The sequence below is a fragment of the Bacteroidales bacterium genome (assembly GCA_041671145.1).
Lineage (GTDB): Bacteria > Bacteroidota > Bacteroidia > Bacteroidales > JAHJDW01 > JAQUPB01.
Map to the genome: position 1 here is coordinate 108,494 of JBAZBZ010000002.1, position 17,645 is coordinate 126,138.

General features: G+C 33.3%; 18 protein-coding genes. 16 read left to right on the plus strand and 2 right to left on the minus strand.

What is annotated here, in order from left to right; all coding sequences use genetic code 11:
• The first annotated feature begins 156 nt into the window (after positions 1-156).
• The 7 genes from eno to WC223_01180 all read left to right on the plus strand — a co-directional run bounded on the left by eno (position 157) and on the right by WC223_01180 (position 8,962).
• Positions 157-1,449, plus strand: a complete 1,293-nt coding sequence (eno, locus tag WC223_01150; GenBank protein MFA6922835.1) for a phosphopyruvate hydratase — start codon at positions 157-159, stop codon at positions 1,447-1,449.
• A gap of 37 nt (positions 1,450-1,486) precedes the next feature.
• On the plus strand, positions 1,487-2,551 hold the full coding sequence (locus WC223_01155; protein ID MFA6922836.1) for an EFR1 family ferrodoxin: 1,065 nt from the start codon (positions 1,487-1,489) through the stop codon (positions 2,549-2,551).
• A gap of 57 nt (positions 2,552-2,608) precedes the next feature.
• Positions 2,609-3,916: a glycosyltransferase family 4 protein gene (locus WC223_01160; protein MFA6922837.1), complete on the plus strand. Its 1,308-nt coding sequence runs from the start codon at positions 2,609-2,611 to the stop codon at positions 3,914-3,916.
• Positions 3,917-4,043: 127 nt separating this feature from the next.
• Positions 4,044-4,394: a phage holin family protein gene (locus tag WC223_01165; protein ID MFA6922838.1), complete on the plus strand. Its 351-nt coding sequence runs from the start codon at positions 4,044-4,046 to the stop codon at positions 4,392-4,394.
• A 67-nt stretch (positions 4,395-4,461) separates the two neighbouring features.
• On the plus strand, positions 4,462-5,448 hold the full coding sequence (locus WC223_01170; protein ID MFA6922839.1) for a nucleoside recognition protein: 987 nt from the start codon (positions 4,462-4,464) through the stop codon (positions 5,446-5,448).
• A gap of 35 nt (positions 5,449-5,483) precedes the next feature.
• Entirely contained in the window at positions 5,484-6,845 is a 1,362-nt protein-coding gene (locus tag WC223_01175; protein MFA6922840.1) for a Mur ligase family protein, read from the plus strand.
• A gap of 89 nt (positions 6,846-6,934) precedes the next feature.
• On the plus strand, positions 6,935-8,962 hold the full coding sequence (locus tag WC223_01180) for a T9SS type A sorting domain-containing protein (protein MFA6922841.1): 2,028 nt from the start codon (positions 6,935-6,937) through the stop codon (positions 8,960-8,962).
• A 162-nt stretch (positions 8,963-9,124) separates the two neighbouring features.
• Here the strand turns inward: WC223_01180 and WC223_01185 are convergent, their stop codons facing one another.
• The gene (locus WC223_01185) at positions 9,125-9,664 is read right to left on the minus strand and encodes a shikimate kinase (GenBank protein ID MFA6922842.1); all 540 of its coding nucleotides are present in this window, start codon (positions 9,662-9,664) and stop codon (positions 9,125-9,127) included.
• Between the two features lie 296 nt (positions 9,665-9,960).
• Between WC223_01185 and WC223_01190 the strand changes: the two genes are divergently transcribed.
• From WC223_01190 to rplI, 4 genes are all read left to right on the plus strand, one after another.
• Positions 9,961-11,409, plus strand: a complete 1,449-nt coding sequence (locus WC223_01190; GenBank protein MFA6922843.1) for a sodium:solute symporter — start codon at positions 9,961-9,963, stop codon at positions 11,407-11,409.
• Between the two features lie 246 nt (positions 11,410-11,655).
• Entirely contained in the window at positions 11,656-12,018 is a 363-nt protein-coding gene (gene rpsF, locus WC223_01195; protein ID MFA6922844.1) for a 30S ribosomal protein S6, read from the plus strand.
• A gap of 22 nt (positions 12,019-12,040) precedes the next feature.
• Positions 12,041-12,313, plus strand: a complete 273-nt coding sequence (gene rpsR, locus WC223_01200) for a 30S ribosomal protein S18 (protein ID MFA6922845.1) — start codon at positions 12,041-12,043, stop codon at positions 12,311-12,313.
• Positions 12,314-12,327: 14 nt separating this feature from the next.
• Entirely contained in the window at positions 12,328-12,777 is a 450-nt protein-coding gene (gene rplI / locus WC223_01205; protein ID MFA6922846.1) for a 50S ribosomal protein L9, read from the plus strand.
• Between the two features lie 80 nt (positions 12,778-12,857).
• On the opposite strand, the gene WC223_01210 is transcribed toward rplI, so the two are convergent.
• Positions 12,858-13,214, minus strand: a complete 357-nt coding sequence (locus tag WC223_01210; GenBank protein ID MFA6922847.1) for a hypothetical protein — start codon at positions 13,212-13,214, stop codon at positions 12,858-12,860.
• Positions 13,215-13,383: 169 nt separating this feature from the next.
• Here WC223_01210 and WC223_01215 point away from each other — a divergent pair, with 169 nt between their 5' ends.
• The 5 genes from WC223_01215 to WC223_01235 all read left to right on the plus strand — a co-directional run bounded on the left by WC223_01215 (position 13,384) and on the right by WC223_01235 (position 17,457).
• Complete coding sequence (locus tag WC223_01215) at positions 13,384-14,130, plus strand: YebC/PmpR family DNA-binding transcriptional regulator (protein ID MFA6922848.1); 747 nt, start codon at positions 13,384-13,386, stop codon at positions 14,128-14,130.
• Positions 14,131-14,167: 37 nt separating this feature from the next.
• On the plus strand, positions 14,168-14,761 hold the full coding sequence (locus WC223_01220; GenBank protein MFA6922849.1) for a LemA family protein: 594 nt from the start codon (positions 14,168-14,170) through the stop codon (positions 14,759-14,761).
• 44 nt (positions 14,762-14,805) lie between these two features.
• Positions 14,806-15,261 (plus strand): TPM domain-containing protein, encoded by a 456-nt coding sequence (locus tag WC223_01225; protein ID MFA6922850.1) that lies wholly within the window; start codon positions 14,806-14,808, stop codon positions 15,259-15,261.
• A 13-nt stretch (positions 15,262-15,274) separates the two neighbouring features.
• Complete coding sequence (locus WC223_01230) at positions 15,275-16,156, plus strand: TPM domain-containing protein (protein MFA6922851.1); 882 nt, start codon at positions 15,275-15,277, stop codon at positions 16,154-16,156.
• A gap of 383 nt (positions 16,157-16,539) precedes the next feature.
• Complete coding sequence (locus WC223_01235; GenBank protein ID MFA6922852.1) at positions 16,540-17,457, plus strand: tetratricopeptide repeat protein; 918 nt, start codon at positions 16,540-16,542, stop codon at positions 17,455-17,457.
• The last annotated feature ends 188 nt before the right edge of the window (positions 17,458-17,645 follow it).

Below are 17,645 nucleotides of genomic sequence, written 5' to 3' on the forward strand. Positions count from 1 at the left end.
AATTTCGATACAAAAGTATTTTATTTTATTTAAAACAAAAAAGTATTTGTTGAAAAATTATCAAATAAAAAACCAAATAACGAATTATCAATTTTTTTATTTATTTTTACTCCACTTTTGAAAACAAAATTTATTTATTAATCTAAAAAAAATTATATGAGTTCTATTGTAAATATTTCAGCACGTCAGATTCTTGATTCAAGAGGAAATCCGACAATTGAAGTTGACATTGTTACCGATGGTGGCATTTTAGGCAGAGCAGCTGTACCATCAGGTGCATCCACGGGTTCACACGAAGCGGTTGAATTAAGAGATAATGATAAAAAATGTTATATGGGAAAAGGCGTTTTGAAAGCCGTTCAGAATGTCAATAAAGTTTTAAACGAAGAATTGAAAGGATTTTATGTTACCGACCAGAACGGTATTGATGACAGGATGATTGAGATTGATGGAACTCCCAACAAATCAAAACTCGGAGCAAATGCAATGCTTGGTGTTTCACTTGCTGCTGCTAATGCTGCCGCACAGGTTACAGGTTTGCCATTGTTCAAATATATCGGTGGTGTTAACGCAAATCTGCTGCCTGTTCCGATGATGAATATTATGAATGGCGGTTCACACGCCGACAACGGAATAGATTTTCAGGAATTTATGATTATGCCTGCAGGTGCTGTTAGTTTCAGCGAGGCATTAAGAATGGGTGCTGAGGTTTTTCATAACTTAAAAAATGTATTAAAAAAGAAAGGACTTTCAACAAACGTTGGCGATGAAGGCGGTTTTGCTCCCGACTTACCGAATAACGAAGAAGCCATAAAAGTAATTCTGAAAGCAATCGAAGCGGCAGGTTACAAACCAGGTGTTGACATTTGCATTGCTCTTGACCCGGCTGCCTCCGAATTTTATATACCAGAAGAAAAAGTTTATCATTTAAAAAAATCATCGGGCGATAAACTAAGCTCTTCTGACATGGTTAACCTCTGGAAAGGATGGGTGAATAAATATCCTATAATTTCCATCGAAGACGGACTGGCTGAAGATGACTGGGACGGGTGGAAACTTTTAACAAAAACCCTCGGCGAAAAAATTCAGCTTGTTGGTGATGATTTGTTTGTTACTAATACCGAACGTTTGCAAAAAGGTATTGACAATGATATTGCAAATTCAATATTAATAAAGGTAAACCAGATAGGAACTTTAACGGAAACGATAAATGCAGTTCAACTTGCAACACAAAACGGCTATACAAGTGTAATAAGTCACCGTTCGGGAGAAACCGAAGATACAACAATTGCCGATTTATCCGTTGCTTTAAGAACAGGACAAATTAAAACCGGCTCCGCTTCACGCACCGACAGGATTTGCAAATACAATCAACTTTTAAGAATTGAGGAAATGCTCGCCGAATCAGCACAGTTCTTGGGAAAGAAATTGAAATATTATAATAAGTAAAAATATAGACATCTTAAAAACCCGGACATAAATTTTAATGAGCATTTATAAAAATATATTCATTGTTTATTACTCGGGAACTGGAAATTCAAAAAGAGTTTCGGAATGGATTGCCGGTATTGCCAAAGAAAAAGGACTGAACGTTTTTTTATTTTCATATCAGCAATTCATAAATGAGCCGAAGCCCAAGCTTACAGGTAAAACATTAATCGGATTTTGTTCCGCAACACATGGTTTTAACTTACCCCACTCTTTCATTAAATTAATTTTCAGATTCAAATTATATCGTAATTCCGATGTGTTTATTATAAATACAAGAGCAGGAACAAAACTCGGCAAATTATTTCTACCAGGATTGAGCGGTATTACACAATTTTTACCTGCATTGGTTTTAATTTTTAAGGGATATAAAGTTGTGTCTATGCTGCCTGTTGACTTACCTTCAAACTGGATTTCCGTGCATCCCGGATTAATGGAAAAAGTTGTGAATTCGATGTATTTGAAGTGGAAAGAAAAAATAAAAGTGTTCACCGAAAATATTTTAAACGGTAAAAGAACATATATAGATTCCTTTATATATCTTCCTTTCGATTTGCTTGTTGTTCCTATTGCACTTGGGTATTATTTTGTAGGGCGTTTTGTATTGGCAAAAACATTTATTGCTTCCTATAAATGCAATAAATGCGGAGTTTGTATTGAATCGTGCCCAACGAAATCAATAAAATATGTTGACGACAGACCATACTGGAAGTTGACCTGCGAAAGCTGTATGCACTGCATGAATTACTGTCCGCAAAGAGCAATTGAAACACCGCATAGTTTTGTCATACCTTTGATATTTATTATAAGTTTGATAATAAATCCTTTTGTAGCAAAGCAAACATTAATGATAATAAAAAATTACTTTTATTTTTCACAAAGGTTAAGTGAAAATATAATATCTGTGGCAGGGATGCTTGTTACCGTATTTTCTTTTGCATTAACATATTATGTTTTGCATTTTCTTTTGCGGTATAAATATTTTAATAAACTAATAACATACACTTCACTAACAAAATATAATTTCTGGCGGCGATATAAGATTCCGAATGAAAAAAATTAAGCAGAAAGAAAAAATATTTATATTTACTTTTTTAAATAAAAAAATAAGCGGACTTTTTTGAAAAAAGTTTTAATAATAACATATTATTGGCCTCCGGCTGGTGGAGCTGGCGTTCAGCGTTGGCTGAAGTTCACAAAATACTTGCGTGATTTCGGATGGGAGCCGGTAATTTACACTCCCGAAAATCCTGAAGTTCCCGAAGAGGATAATTCATTGCTGAAAGATATTCCAGAAAACATCACAGTATTAAAGCTACCTATATGGGAGCCGTATCATATTTATAAAAAAATTATCGGACAAAAAAAAACTCAGAAAATAAATTCGGCATTCCTGTCGGAAACGAAAAAGCCAAAGTTTACCGAGCAAATATCTGTCTGGATTCGCGGTAATTTTTTTATTCCTGATGCACGTAAGTTCTGGATAAAACCTTCAGTTAAATTTCTTTCAACGTCCTTAAAGCAAAATCCGGTTGATGCAATTATTTCTACAGGTCCTCCCCACAGCATGCATCTTATAGCTTTGCAATTGCAGAAAAAATTAAATATCCCATGGCTCGCCGACTTCCGCGACCCGTGGACAAATATTGATTTTTACAAAGACCTGAAGTTAACAGGACGTGCTGATAAAAAACATCATAAACTTGAACTTGAAGTTTTAAAAAATGCTACTTCTATTATTACTATTGGTAAAACAATTGCCGGAGATTTTAAAAATATTTTTAACCGGAAATATGAAGTTATAACAAACGGTTATGACACCGATGATGTGGCAATTGGTAATATTGAACTTGATAAAAAGTTCAGCATCGCGCATATCGGCACACTCGTCAAAACACGCAATCCTGTTGCTCTCTGGAAAGCATTGAAAGAGTTAATCCAAAATCAGGAGTTTGCAGATGCACTTGAAATAAAGCTTGTCGGCAAGGTTGATTATTTTGTAAAACAATCAATAGAGGAATTTAATCTTACGGAATTTATCAAAAGAATAGATTATATGCCTCATTCGGAAGTTATAAAATTTCAACAGGAGTCGCAGGTTTTACTGCTTCTGATAAATGACACACCTAATGCGAAAAGTATTCTCACCGGAAAATTTTTTGAATACCTCTCTGCAAAACGCCCTATATTATGCATTGGCACAACAGAAGGCGATGCAGCAGAAATATTAAAGGAAACAAATTCGGGATTGATTTCGGATTTTAATGATGTAGAGATTCTGAAAAAAAATATAATGGAATTTTACAATAAATATAAAGAAAATAAACTTGTATCAGAAAACAAGGGAATTGAAAAATATTCGAGATTGGAATTGACAAAGAAATTAGCAGTAGTGCTTCATAATATCGCAAAAAACATTCATTATTAACCTTTTAAAATATAAAAAAAATATCGAACATCGAACACTGAATGTCGAATATCGAAGTTTATTTCATAACATCTTACTTCGTACATCGTACTTCAAATTCTTTAAAAATAAAATATACTTAAAAACAATGAGAATAATTTCAAAAATAATAATTACAACGCTTGCTGTTTTTTTTGCAGCATGGGTTCTGCCGGGTGTTTCAATTGATAAGTTTACCACAGCTATTCTCGTTGCAATAGTATTGTCGGTACTGAACAATTTTCTTAAACCGATATTGATATTTTTTACTATTCCCATTACATTTTTCACTTTCGGGATTTTTCTACTTTTTATAAATGCTTTTATGATAATAATTACAAGCAAACTCGTAAATGGTTTTTATGTTGGCAGTTTCGGGCAGGCATTCTGGTTCAGCATAATTGTTTCGGTTGTTTCTTCCGTTCTCGAAATGCTTGATGCAAAATTCAGAAATGATTAATTATAATTTGACCATAAAGCAAAAAATATGAAAATTAATTTATATACAGAATGATTTAAGACAATTGATGAAAACTATATGCAGCAATGAGCACAATGAAAAAAAAATTTCCGCAAGGATTCTAAAGTGTCTGAAAAGCGCATGGAGACCTGCTTTTAAATCTGCGTTCTGGTTTTTAAAAATAACTATTCCTATTTCGCTACTGGTTACAATACTTAATTTTTTCGGAGTAATTGAATGGGTTGCCGGATATTTATATCCTGCTTTTAAATTAATAGGGCTTCCCGGAAAATCGGGATTGGTATTTATTACAAGCATTCTACTGAATATTTATTCTGCAATTGCAGTTATTGTGAGTTTAGAATTCAACGTCAGGGAAGCTACCATTCTTGCGTTGATGTGTTTGATTGCACACAATCTTATTGCCGAAACAATCATTCAGACAAAAACCGGCTCTTCTGCTTTTAAAATGGTGGCTTTGAGAATTACCACAAGTATTCTTGCTGCCATATTTCTGAACTGGGCTTTGCCTGCGGAACTTGCACAAAAAATAAATCAGCATCAGCAGATTGCGAAAATGCTCGATTTTGCAGGTGTCATGAAATCATGGATTACAAACACTATAATTCTTTCTGTAAAAATTATTGTTCTCGTAAATCTTTTAATGCTCATTCAGAAAATACTTGATGAATTTAATTTATTTGAATTCATATCGAAAATCATATCTCCTTTTTTAAAAGTGATGGGGTTACCCCAGAAAACAGCTTTTCTATGGATTATTGCAAATGTGATAGGTTTGGTATATGGTGGAGCAATAATGATAGAAGAAGTATCGCAGGGTAAACTCATGAAAAAAGACGCTGATTTATTAAATCATCATATTGGAATTTCTCATTCTACGCTTGAAGACACATTGCTGTTTATGGCAATTGGAGTGCCTGCTTTCTGGATTGTTGTGCCCCGCCTTGGTTTTGCCATGGGCGCAGTGTGGTTAAACAGATTTTATTCTTGGATAAAAAATACCACAGATTCACAGATTAAAGTTGTGGAATAAGTATTAACTTTGCAAAAAAATCGAATTTATATATAATGCGGATTCATTTGATAGCAACTGGAGGCAGTGTAATGCACAATTTGGCAATTGCATTACACAAAAAGGGATATTCAGTTACCGGCTCCGATGACGAAATTTTTGAGCCTGCAAAATCGCATCTTGATAAGTACGGATTGTTGCCAAAAAAATGGGGATGGTTTCCTGAAAACATTACAAAAGACATTGATGTTGTTATTTTAGGGATGCATGCGCGTGGATATAATCCAGAATTACTGCAAGCACAGAAATTAAATTTAAAAATATATTCTTTTCCCGAATATATTTACGAGCAGTCGAAAGAAAAAATGCGCGTTGTAATAGGTGGCAGTCACGGAAAAACTACTATAACTTCAATGATAATGCATGTTTTGAATTATCATAAAGTTGATTTTGATTACATGGTGGGCTCGCAGTTAGAAGGTTTTGACACGATGGTTAAACTCACCGAAAAAGCTCCGTTCATAATACTCGAAGGCGATGAATATTTATCTTCCGCAATTGACCGTCGTCCTAAGTTTCATTTGTATAAACCTCAACTCGCTTTGCTTAGCGGAATAGCATGGGATCACATAAACGTTTTTCCAACTTTTGAAAATTACATTGAACAGTTCAGGATTTTTATTGAACAAATTGATGATGGCAGAACTCTGGTATATTGTAAAACTGATGAAAATGTTGTGAAATTGGTTGATGAAATTGAAAAGCCGATAAATAAATTTTCGTATGGCATACCTGAATATGTTATAAAAAATGGAATTACATATATTATACGCAAACGAAAAGAAATTCCGTTGAAAATTTTCGGCAAACATAATTTACAAAATCTAAACGGTGCGAGGGTGATTTGCAACCAACTCGGAATAGATGACATGAGCTTTTACGAAGCAATGCAGTTATTTAAAGGTGCTGCAAAACGATTGGAACTTGTTTGCAGCAATGACAAAACAATTGTTTATAAAGATTTTGCTCATTCACCTTCAAAACTCAAAGCCACTATTGATGCAGTGAAAGAACAATTTCCGGACAAAATAATTGTTGCTTGTATGGAGCTTCATACCTTTAGCAGTCTGAGCTCAAATTTTCTTTCAGGATATGATGGAAGTATGAACAAAGCTGATGAGGCAATAGTTTATTTCAATCCCCATACAATAGAACACAAGAAACTGCCTGCACTCACTTCTGACGATATTAAAAAATCATTTAATAAAAATAATTTACTTGTTTTTAATGACTCGGTGAAACTTGGTGAAACATTAGTGAATTCTGACAAAGAAAACAAAATATTTTTACTCATGAGCTCGGGGAATTTCGACGGCATTGACTTTGAAGAGCTGGGAAAGAAACTTACATCACAATAAATATTTTTTTTAATTTCATGGTTAAGAAAAAAATAATATATTTATAAAAAATTTAAACAAAAAACCTTAATAAATCAAGGAGGATTAATATGAGAAAAACATTTACTATCGTACTTTTTTTATCCGTTTTATGCTTTTATAAAGCAGAATCGCAATGGATACAAACAAACGGAATATTTGGCGGTGATATTTCAAGCATTGTCATTCAGGACACATTTATTTTTGCCGGAGCACATGGTAATGGTGTTTATGTTTCCACCGATAATGGCGTAAACTGGGTTTTAAAAAACAACGGATTATCGAATACAAATGTTAATGTTGTTGCCGTTAACGATACTAATATTTTTGCAGGAACTTACGGAGGAGGATTATTTTATTCTCACGATACCTGTAAAATATGGACATCGCGAAGCAACGGACTGCCCGCATTGACAATTGTAAATGCAATAGCAATCAAAGATTCATTCATGTTTATTGCCACCGAAAAAGGTGTTTACATGTCTCTTGATACCGGAAAATTATGGGTGAGAAAAAACAAAGGTCTTGCCGATTCTGCAGTAAAAACTATCATTATTAAAGGTACAAATATTTTTGTGGGAACATGGAATGACGGAGTTTATATATCAACTGATACTGCAAAAAACTGGGTGCAGAAAGTTAACGGACTTACAAATACAATTGTTAATCATCTTGCAAACGACAGCACAACAATTTATGCAGCTACAGTCGGCAGTGGCGTTTATCTTACTACCAACAATGGTAACAACTGGGTGCAGAAAGTCAACGGACTTACAAATACAAGCATAAATTATATTGCTTTAAAAGATACTTTGGTTTTTGTTTCGGCAGCTAACGGCGGAATTTTCTTTTCTTCAAATAAAGGAAACACATGGGTTCAGAAAAATACCGGGCTGCCTGGCTCCAATGTGAATTGCATCACTGCCGATACTCTGAATGTTTTTGCCGGAACAAGCGGCGATGGTATTTATTTATCAACTGATAATGGTGATAACTGGACTGAAAAAAATAAAGGTTTGAACAACAGTAATGTCAATGTCCTTGCGATAAGGGATTCCTGCATTTATGCGGGAACTAGCATGGGTGCGGTTTATGTTTCAAAAAATAAAGGCAGTAAATGGACGCGTTTGGAAAAAGACATGAGCGAAGTTATGGCTCTTGCCATTGACAGCACTTTTATTTATGCCGGAACAGCAAGCAACGGATTATATCTTTCTGCAGATAGCGGAAAAACATGGGTTCAGAAAAATAACGGCATGCAGGTTAATGAAAGAGTCGGTGCCATAGCTTTGAAAAATACAAATGTTTTTGCGGGCACTTATAACGGTGTTTATTTATCATCAGATACTTGCAATAATTGGACACTAAAAAATTCGGGTCTTTCAAGTTTGCTTGTGAGTTCTATGTTTGCCGACACTCTGAACGTTTTTGCCGGAACCATTGATGACGGATTGTATGTCTCAACAAATAACGGAACCAACTGGGTGCAGAAAACAAACCATCTGGTAAGTTCGGTAGTGAAAAACAACAATCATATAATGGAAGGAACAGTGAGTTTGGGAATTTATGTTTCCACAAACAATGGAACGTCGTGGATACCCAAAAATACTGGCTTGTCCGATGCCAATATAAATACAATTGCTGTTGATAGCGATAAAATATTTGCAGGCACTAAAGGTGGAGTATTTGTAACTTTTAATTATGGTGATAAATGGGTGCAAGTTAATATAGGTCTTACAAATCTTGATATACGAAGCTTCACTTTTGACAGCACATACATTTATGCAGGCACCGGCGGAGCAGGAGTTTGGAAACGGCTTTTAAAAGATTTCAAATATAGTGTTGATGAATTGTCGTTTATAAAAAATGAAGTGAGCATGTACCCAAATCCTGCAAGTGATAAAGTAATAATTGAAACACCACAAAATATCAGGGAAAATATTTTAACCGTTTATAATCTCAACGGAGAAAAATTAATAAACCGTCAGCTTACACAAAGTAAAACTGAACTTGACATTCGCAATCTGCCTAAAGGAATTTATTTTTTCAGGATTGTAAATGAAAAGGGTGTAGAAGCAAGAAAATTAGTTAAGAATTAATACGGCTCGTTCTTAATGTATAAAACCTACAACTCAATAGATGTCTCAAAAGTATTATTTATAAGCGATAAGACGCAAAGATAAAATATTTATTTTAAACCTTTGCGACTTAGCAACTCTGCGGTAAAATAAATATTTTCATCTTTTAAGACAGCCTCTGTTTTACTTTTTTATCATCTTAATCACTTCATCGGTTTTTATACTTTCTCCCTTTACGATTATATCTGCCTGTTCATAATGCCTTTCTCGTGTTCTTAATTTTTCGGAAATAAAGTCAACTAAATCTTTATCGTTACAATCTTTTATTAGCGGACGTTTATCCTTCCCTTTGTACAGCCGAGCAGCTAAGCTTTTCGGCGACATTTTAAGATAAATAACCTTGCCTGCTTTTTTCATTATTTCCATATTGTCGTAGAAACAAGGAGTGCCGCCGCCTGTGGCAACAACAAATTTTTTTTTAAGAATAATTTTATTAAGTACATGACTTTCTTTTTTTCTGAATGCACCTTCACCTTCGCTTTCAAATATCATTGCAATTGATTTCCCGTAAGTGCTTTCGATAATATCATCTAAATCGATAAATTCGAGTTTTAGCTTATTTGCAAGTTTTTTGCCAAAGGTTGTTTTTCCGCAACCCATAAAGCCTATCAAGAATAGTTTATAGTTTTCAATTTTCAGTTTAGAGTTCTTTCTTTCAGTCATTGGTCAATAGACATTAGTAAAAAATCATTATTTGATATTTATGATAATTGCAATCTGTCAATATTTTTTAAACTTTAAACTGAAAACTATTTTTTTAAACTTGCAATTTACTGCTTTTATTATTTTTGTACAAAACTTTTTTTTAAAAATCTTGAATCTATTCGATTTTTCGTTTGTTCGAACGTTCGATTATCCAAGTGTTCAAAATATAGATATTTTTAAATCCTAAATCTCAAATCCTAAATCCTAAATTTCATCACTACTATTTTACTATTTTTGCACAAACAAAACAATATATGAGCCCTTTTTTTATTTTTTCTATATTCCTTATTTACTCTGCCCTTTTATTTTTCATAACATGGCTCACTGCCCGCAAGGCGAATAACGACACTTATTTTATCGGCAATAAGCAATCGCCTTGGTATGTTGTGGCGTATGGTATGATTGGCGCTTCACTTTCCGGCGTTACTTTCATGTCGGTGCCCGGCTCTGTCGGAGGAACACAGTTTTCATACATGCTCGTTGTGTTCGGTTATTTATTCGGATATTTCACCATAGCAACAGTATTGATGCCAATGTACTACAAATTAAATCTCACATCAATATATACATATCTCAATCAGCGTTTCGGATTCTGGTCGTATAAAACCGGTGCATTTTTCTTTTTGCTGTCACGCACAATTGGTGCATCTTTTAGAATGTATCTTGTTATAAACGTACTTCAGGTTTTTGTGTTCGACCAATGGGGAATTCCCTTCGGACTTGCAGTTGCGGTTTTCATTCTGCTTATAATTTTATACACATTCGAGGGCGGGATAAAAACTATCGTCTGGACAGATACGCTTCAAACAACATTCATGCTTCTCGGTGTTATACTATCAATCATTTTTATTACAAGAGAACTGAATTTTAGCTTTTCCGAAATCTTTGATTCGGTAAGGCACAGCAAATATTCTCAAATTGTTTTCACCGATTGGCACGACAGCCGGTATTTTCTGAAAAAGTTTTTTGGCGGAATGTTTATTGCCATTGTTATGACAGGGCTCGACCAGGAGATGATGCAGAAAAATTTAAGTTGCCGTAATCTTAAAGAAGCTCAAAAAAATATGTTCACTTTCAGCTTTGTACTTTTATTTGTTAATGCAATGTTTCTCTTTCTTGGTGCGGTTTTATACATCTACGCAAACACAAAAGGAATTGCAATGCCTGCAAAGTCCGATGACTTATTCCCTGTTATTGCTTTCAAGTATTTAAGTCCCGCAGCAGGTTTGATATTTATGCTTGGCTTGATTTCCGCAGCATATCCAAGTGCCGATGGCGCATTAACATCTCTTACAACTTCTTTTTGCGTTGACTTTCTCGGATTAAAGGAAAAAGAAAATCTTTCGGAACAGCAAAAAAAGAAAATCAGATACATTGTGCATTTCAGCTTTGCGGCATTACTGCTAGTTGTAATAATGATTTTCAGAGTGGTAAATAATGATGCCGTGGTTAACTCCATTTTCAAGGTCGCCGGCTATACTTACGGACCTTTGCTTGGCTTATTTGCATTCGGACTTTTTACAAAATTTAAAATTTACGATAATCGCGTCTGGCTTGTTGCTATTCTCTCACCTGCGGCTTGTTATTTCATAAGTTTATATTCAAAAGAAATATTATTCGGTTATGTTTTCGATTTTGAACTTCTGATAATGAACGGGTTTCTTACTTTCGTAGGATTGATGGCTATAAGAAAAAAAGAATGAAATCGGGACGATTTTAAATAAAGTTGGCACTTTCTTAATCCTAAACTAAGGTTTTTATACGATGAAGTGTTCATAACTATGATACTCTTCTTTAGCTATACGAGGAATATGTTAAAAAATTACATATTTTTTATATTACTTTCATTTAGTTATTGTATGTTAAAATATTTTTTTTAACTTTGCACTCCTTTTTAATATTTGAATTATTAAGAAAGACAAAAATTATTAAAAAATAAAACAAAAAAAATGAATCAATACGAAACCGTTTTCATTATGACTCCCGTTTTATCTGATGACCAGATGAAGGAAGCGGTAAGCAAGTTTAGAAATTTTCTTACCGAAAAAAAGGCGGAGGTTGTGCACGAAGCAAACTGGGGATTACGCAAATTTGCTTATCCTGTTCAGAAAAAATCAACCGGATTTTATCATCTTATCGAATTTAAGGCACCGGGTGAACTTATTTCAGAACTCGAAGTAACCTATAAACGAGATGAAAGAATTTTAAAATTTCTTACAGTTAAGCTCGACAAATACGCTGTGAAGTACAACGAAAAGAAGCGTACCGAAAAAAATAAAAAACGTGATGAAAAAACAGATTCGGATAAGTAAAACTTTCTAAAAAATAAATATTATGGCAATAAATCATCAACCCGAAATAAGATATCTTGCACCGCTTGCAGTCGATGTTAAAAAGAAAAAATACTGTCGCTTCAAGAAAAATAAAATCAGATATATTGATTACAAAGACGCCGATTTCTTATTGAGATTTATTAATGAACAAGGTAAAATATTACCAAAAAGATTAACAGGAACATCTTTAAAGTATCAGAGAAAAGTCGCACAGGCAGTAAAACGCGCACGACATCTGGCTTTATTACCTTACGTTGCTGACTTATTAAAATAACAAGGAGGAAAAAAATGCAAGTAATTTTAAAACAAGATGTAAACAAACTCGGATTCAAAGATGAAATTGTAAACGTTAAAAGCGGATATGCCCGAAATTTTTTGATTCCAAAAGGATTGGCAATGTTAGCCGGCGAAACGAATAAAAAAGTTCTCACCGAAACTCTTAAACAGCGTGCTTTTAAAGAAGCAAAAATCAAAAAAGAAGCTGAAACATTAGCAGAAAATCTAAAAAATATTACTGTAAAAGTTGGAACAAAAGCCAGCACAACAGGAAAAATTTTCGGTTCGGTAACATCAATGCAACTTGCTGAAGCAATTAAAAAGCAATTTAATTTTGATGTTGACAGAAAAAGAATAAATATAAAAGAAGAACATGTTAAAGAACTCGGTACATATTCAGCAAATGTGCGACTACACAAAGATGTGAGTATTAACATAAGCTTTGAAGTTGTGGCTGAATAAAAAACTGCTTCTCAAAAAAATAAAACCTCAAGAGTTTTTAAAACTTTTGAGGTTTTTTATTATTACAGGAAGTTATAAATTTATTTCTTATCCCTTTTAAAAAGATAACGAGTAATGAAAATACCGGTGCTTTTATCAGCTCCGTATACTCCCGAAGTTGTTAACATCAACTGCCATCCTTGTCGCGTAAGGTCGGTGATTTTGTCGGTAATGATTTTGTCATTTAAGCGAATGTTATCAAAATTGATACCTACCATACTGAAAAAATTTTCCATTTTAACTTCATCAGTACTTCCATCGGGTTTTGTAGTAATCATACGCGACCTGCCAAGTCCACCCGGAACAACAGATTCAATGGTCGTAATTTGTAAATATTCCTGAGCGTAAATCATTACGCTTCCTAAAAGAAACATTGCAACTAACATCAGTTTTTTCATAATTTTTTTAATTTTAAAAGTTAATAAATAATTAATTTTTTACTATACCAAATTTATACCAAATTTAAAAAATCAAAATAATTTGATAAAAAAGTATACTTTTGTAATATAATAAAATGCATTTTTTCAGTTTGTTTTATTTTATTAATTTTACAAAAAATAAAAATTTATGTCAGGTCACAATAAATGGTCAACAATTAAAAGAAAAAAGGGTGCATTAGACGCAAAGAGGTCGAAAATCTTTTCAAAAATTATAAAAGATATTACTGTTGCTGTCAGAGAAGGAGGTCCGGATATTAATGGAAATGCAAAATTGCGTTTATCTGTTTCAAATGCAAAAGGTGCAAATATGCCGAAAGATACTGTGCAAAGAGCAATTAATAAAGCTTCGGATAAGGACGGCACCGCTCTGATTGAAACAACTTATGAAGGATATGCTCCCAACGGAGTAGCACTTTTCATAGAATGTACTACCGATAACATTCAGCGAACAGTTTCGAATATCCGTTCATATTTTAATAAACGTGGCGGAAACCTCGGAACAAACGGCTCACTGGCTTTCATTTTCGACAGAAAAGGAATATTTACAGTGCCAAAAGGAAATCTTGTGGAAGATGATTTTATCATGGAAATAATTGATGCAGGCGCAGAAGATGTTGTTTTGGAAGACGATGTTTTTACAATTACAACTTCATTTGAGGATTTCGGCTCTATGCAAAAAAAACTCGAAGTAATGAAAATAGATGTAGAAAATGCCGAACTTCAACGAATTCCGAAAACTACTGTTAAGCTTGATAATGAAAATGCACAAAAAATTTTACGACTCGTTGAAGTTTTCGAAGAAGATGAAGATGTTCAAAACGTTTATCATAATCTCGAAATGACTGATGAACTTATGAAAGAACTTGAAAAGTAAACAATAATTAAAAATAAATAACTTAAAAATTAAAACTATGAAAAACAAAAATTTGATAATTTGGGGAATAGTAGTATTATTCTTCATTATTTTGCTTTGGTCGGGCTGTGGCTCTTACAATGGAATGGTAACACGCGAAGAAGGAGTTAAATCTCAATGGTCGAATGTTGAAAATGTTTATCAGCGACGACTTGATTTGATTCCTAATCTTGTTAGTACAGTTAAAGGTTATGCTACTCACGAAAATAAAACATTAACCGAAGTTATTGAAGCACGTGCAAAAGCAACATCTGTGAACATTGACCCGAGTAAACTTGATGCCACAAGCATTCAGAAATTTCAACAGGTACAGGATGGATTGAGCTCAGCACTTAGCAAATTAATGGTGGTGGTTGAACGCTATCCCGATTTAAAAGCTAATCAGAATTTTCTTGAATTACAATCACAGCTTGAAGGAACTGAAAACAGAATTGCTGTTGAACGCAGAAAGTTTAATGAAATGGCTCAGGAATATAATGTTTACATCAGAAGATTTCCTAAAAACATAGTTGCTTCAATATGTGGATTTGAAAAGAAATCATATTTTCAATCGCAGGCAGGAGCAGAAAAAGCACCAAAAGTAGAGTTTTAAATATTTGAACAATCAAATTATTAATTATTATTTATTAATTAAAAATGCATCCTTCAGCCAAATTTTTTACAGATGCTCAAAAAGCATTAATAAAAGAAGCAATTGAAAAAGCCGAGCAAAAAACTTCGGGCGAAATTCGTGTGCACATTGATTCGCATTGCAAAGGCGATGTTTTAGACCAAGCTGCATATATTTTTGCAAAACTTAAAATGCACAAAACAAAATTGCGTAATGGCGTTTTATTTTATCTTGCAATTTCACATAAAAAATTCGCAATACTTGGTGATGCGGGAATTAACGCGGTTGTACCGAAAAATTTCTGGAACGATATAAAAAATAAAGTGATTTCGGATTTCAAAGAAGGTGATTTTACAGAAGGATTGGTTGCAGGAATTGAAATGGCAGGACAAAAGCTGAAAGATTTTTTTCCATATAAAAAAGCTGAAGATATAAATGAACTTGCAAATGAAATATCTTTTGGAAAACAATTAAAAAATTAAAATACAAAATTAAATGAAATATTATTGCATCGCATTTAGGCAATTTATAAAAAATGTTTTTAGCATTGGGTTTTTAGCATTGGGATTTATTTTATTTTCATTTAATTCGTATTCTCAGGATGATATTCCCGATGCACCAAAACAACAAAGATTAGTAAACGACTTTGCAAATTTTTTAAATCCTGATGAACAAAATTCACTTGAGAGAAAATTAGTTGCATTTGATGATTCAACATCAACACAAATTGCAATTGTTATTGTTAAAGATTTGAACGGCTACGAAATTGCCGATTATACTAATCGTTTAACAGAAAAATGGAAAAAAGAAGGCAAGGGAATAGGACAAAAAGAAAAAGATAATGGGATATTAATTTTAATAAAGCCAAAAAATAATAATGAAAGAGGAGAAGTAAATATTTCAACAGGTTATGGACTCGAAGGAATAATACCTGACGCAATATGTAAAAGAATTGTTGAAAACGAAATAATTCCGAATTTTAAAGAAAATAAATATTACGAAGGACTTGATGCCGCAACAAATGTGCTGATGAGCTTAGCAAAGAAAGAATTTTCGGCAAGTGATTATTCAAAAAAACACGAAATAATAGTTTCTCAAAATAAAAGTTGGGTTCCTTTTATTATAATTGCTCTTGCCTTTTTATTTTTCGGAATATTCAGAATAGCCGGTGCACACTCGTATGCCAGAACAAACAATCTTACATTTTGGGTTGCATTTTGGTTGCTAATGAGCAGCAGCAGCAGAGGTGGCTCTTATAATAATTTTAGTTCAGGTGGTGGTTTCTTTGGCGGAGGCGGCGGATTTGGTGGGAGCGGCGGATTCGGTGGATTCGGCGGCGGAAGTTTCGGCGGCGGCGGAGCCAGCGGAAGTTGGTAAATAAAAATAGCTATGAGCTATGAGACACGAGAAAAAATATCGAATGTCGAAGTTTAAAATGGTTCCTTTTTCTGCGTAACTCTGCTATAAACATAAAAAAAATTAACCGCTGAGACGCAAAGATGCAGAGAAATCAAATTTCCGAAACTTTAAACATTAAACTTCAAACTTTAAACTATTTTAATATCGAACATCGAATAATGAATATCGAATGTCGAAGTTTAAAATGGTTCTTTTTTCTGCGTAACTTTGCGTGAAACTCAGCGTAACTTCTGCGAGAAACTTATAAAAAAAATTTAACCGCAATGCCAATAAACTACTGAGTACGCCAAGTTTTACGAAACTTTAAACCTTAAACTTTAGACTTTAAACTATAAAAACAAATGATAAATAAACTGTATTTATTTTTTCTGCTTTTTATCTTCACCCCTATTTTTGTTTGTGCTCAATCTGAAAAAGAACTTTTCGATAAGGCAATGGAAAAATACAATAAAACAGAATACAAAAATGCCATTGACTTATTCACGCAGGCAATTGCAAAAAATAATAATTTCAAAGAAGCAATTTTCAACAGGGGAATATCTTACCAAAAAATTAAAGAATATAACAATGCTATAAATGATTATATGAAATTTCTCAGCATTGACTCAACAAATTTTATGACATGCTTTAATCTTGGCGTTTGCTTCGATATGATTGGCAAGAGCAAAGAATCAGTTAGAGCATATACAAATGCTATTCAAATAAACCCAAAAGATAAATATGTATATTTCAACAGAGCATTTATGTATGACAAACTTAATTTATATGATAAAGCAATTGCCGATTTTAATAAAGCAAAAGAACTTGACCCGCTGAATACACAGATTTATTTCAGCATGGGAGTGATTTATGACAGAATGAATCAGATAAATAAAGCAATAGAATGTTATACAAAAGCAATAGGCATTAATAAGAAATTTACAAATGTACTTTTCAACAGGGCATTTGATTACAACCAGCTCGGAGAAGATGAACGTGCAATTGATGATTATTCTTCAGTGATAAACATTGACCCTGTTTTTGCAAACGCTTATTTCAACAGAGCATATACTTTCAGCAACCTAAGAAAATATAAAGAAGCAATTGATGATTATTCAAAATCAATAGGACTTAATTACAAACTCACCGATTCATACTTCAACAGAGGGTTGGCAAAAGCTAACCTCGGAAATTTTATTGACGCATGCGCCGACATTAAACAATCTGCTGCTATAGGCGATGAAGAAGCAAAAAAATATTTGAAGCAGAATTGCAAATAAATTCCTCTATAATTTAAAGTATAAAATCTTTTATTGTCAATAGTCGTATATAACTTGTCCCGAGAGCAAAGCGATTCGGGATTACTCATTAATGAAAATCGTTATTCAATATTGACAAACAGCCACATTAAAAAAGCAGGTAAAATTAGGTTTTTAGAAAATCGTGTTTTATTTTTGCCTCTGTTATT

Excerpts from the sequence above, each read along its gene's own strand:
- eno (MFA6922835.1), top strand. The coding sequence starts at position 157 with ATGAGTTCTATTGTAAATATTTCAGCACGTCAGATTCTTGATTCAAGA.
- WC223_01155 (MFA6922836.1), top strand. The coding sequence starts at position 1,487 with ATGAGCATTTATAAAAATATATTCATTGTTTATTACTCGGGAACTGGA.
- WC223_01165 (MFA6922838.1), top strand. The coding sequence starts at position 4,044 with ATGAGAATAATTTCAAAAATAATAATTACAACGCTTGCTGTTTTTTTT.
- WC223_01170 (MFA6922839.1), top strand. The coding sequence starts at position 4,462 with ATGAAAACTATATGCAGCAATGAGCACAATGAAAAAAAAATTTCCGCA.
- WC223_01175 (MFA6922840.1), top strand. The coding sequence starts at position 5,484 with ATGCGGATTCATTTGATAGCAACTGGAGGCAGTGTAATGCACAATTTG.
- WC223_01180 (MFA6922841.1), top strand. The coding sequence starts at position 6,935 with ATGAGAAAAACATTTACTATCGTACTTTTTTTATCCGTTTTATGCTTT.
- WC223_01185 (MFA6922842.1), bottom strand. The coding sequence starts at position 9,664 with ATGACTGAAAGAAAGAACTCTAAACTGAAAATTGAAAACTATAAACTA.
- WC223_01190 (MFA6922843.1), top strand. The coding sequence starts at position 9,961 with ATGAGCCCTTTTTTTATTTTTTCTATATTCCTTATTTACTCTGCCCTT.
- rpsF (MFA6922844.1), top strand. The coding sequence starts at position 11,656 with ATGAATCAATACGAAACCGTTTTCATTATGACTCCCGTTTTATCTGAT.
- rpsR (MFA6922845.1), top strand. The coding sequence starts at position 12,041 with ATGGCAATAAATCATCAACCCGAAATAAGATATCTTGCACCGCTTGCA.
- rplI (MFA6922846.1), top strand. The coding sequence starts at position 12,328 with ATGCAAGTAATTTTAAAACAAGATGTAAACAAACTCGGATTCAAAGAT.
- WC223_01210 (MFA6922847.1), bottom strand. The coding sequence starts at position 13,214 with ATGAAAAAACTGATGTTAGTTGCAATGTTTCTTTTAGGAAGCGTAATG.
- WC223_01215 (MFA6922848.1), top strand. The coding sequence starts at position 13,384 with ATGTCAGGTCACAATAAATGGTCAACAATTAAAAGAAAAAAGGGTGCA.
- WC223_01220 (MFA6922849.1), top strand. The coding sequence starts at position 14,168 with ATGAAAAACAAAAATTTGATAATTTGGGGAATAGTAGTATTATTCTTC.
- WC223_01225 (MFA6922850.1), top strand. The coding sequence starts at position 14,806 with ATGCATCCTTCAGCCAAATTTTTTACAGATGCTCAAAAAGCATTAATA.
- WC223_01230 (MFA6922851.1), top strand. The coding sequence starts at position 15,275 with ATGAAATATTATTGCATCGCATTTAGGCAATTTATAAAAAATGTTTTT.
- WC223_01235 (MFA6922852.1), top strand. The coding sequence starts at position 16,540 with ATGATAAATAAACTGTATTTATTTTTTCTGCTTTTTATCTTCACCCCT.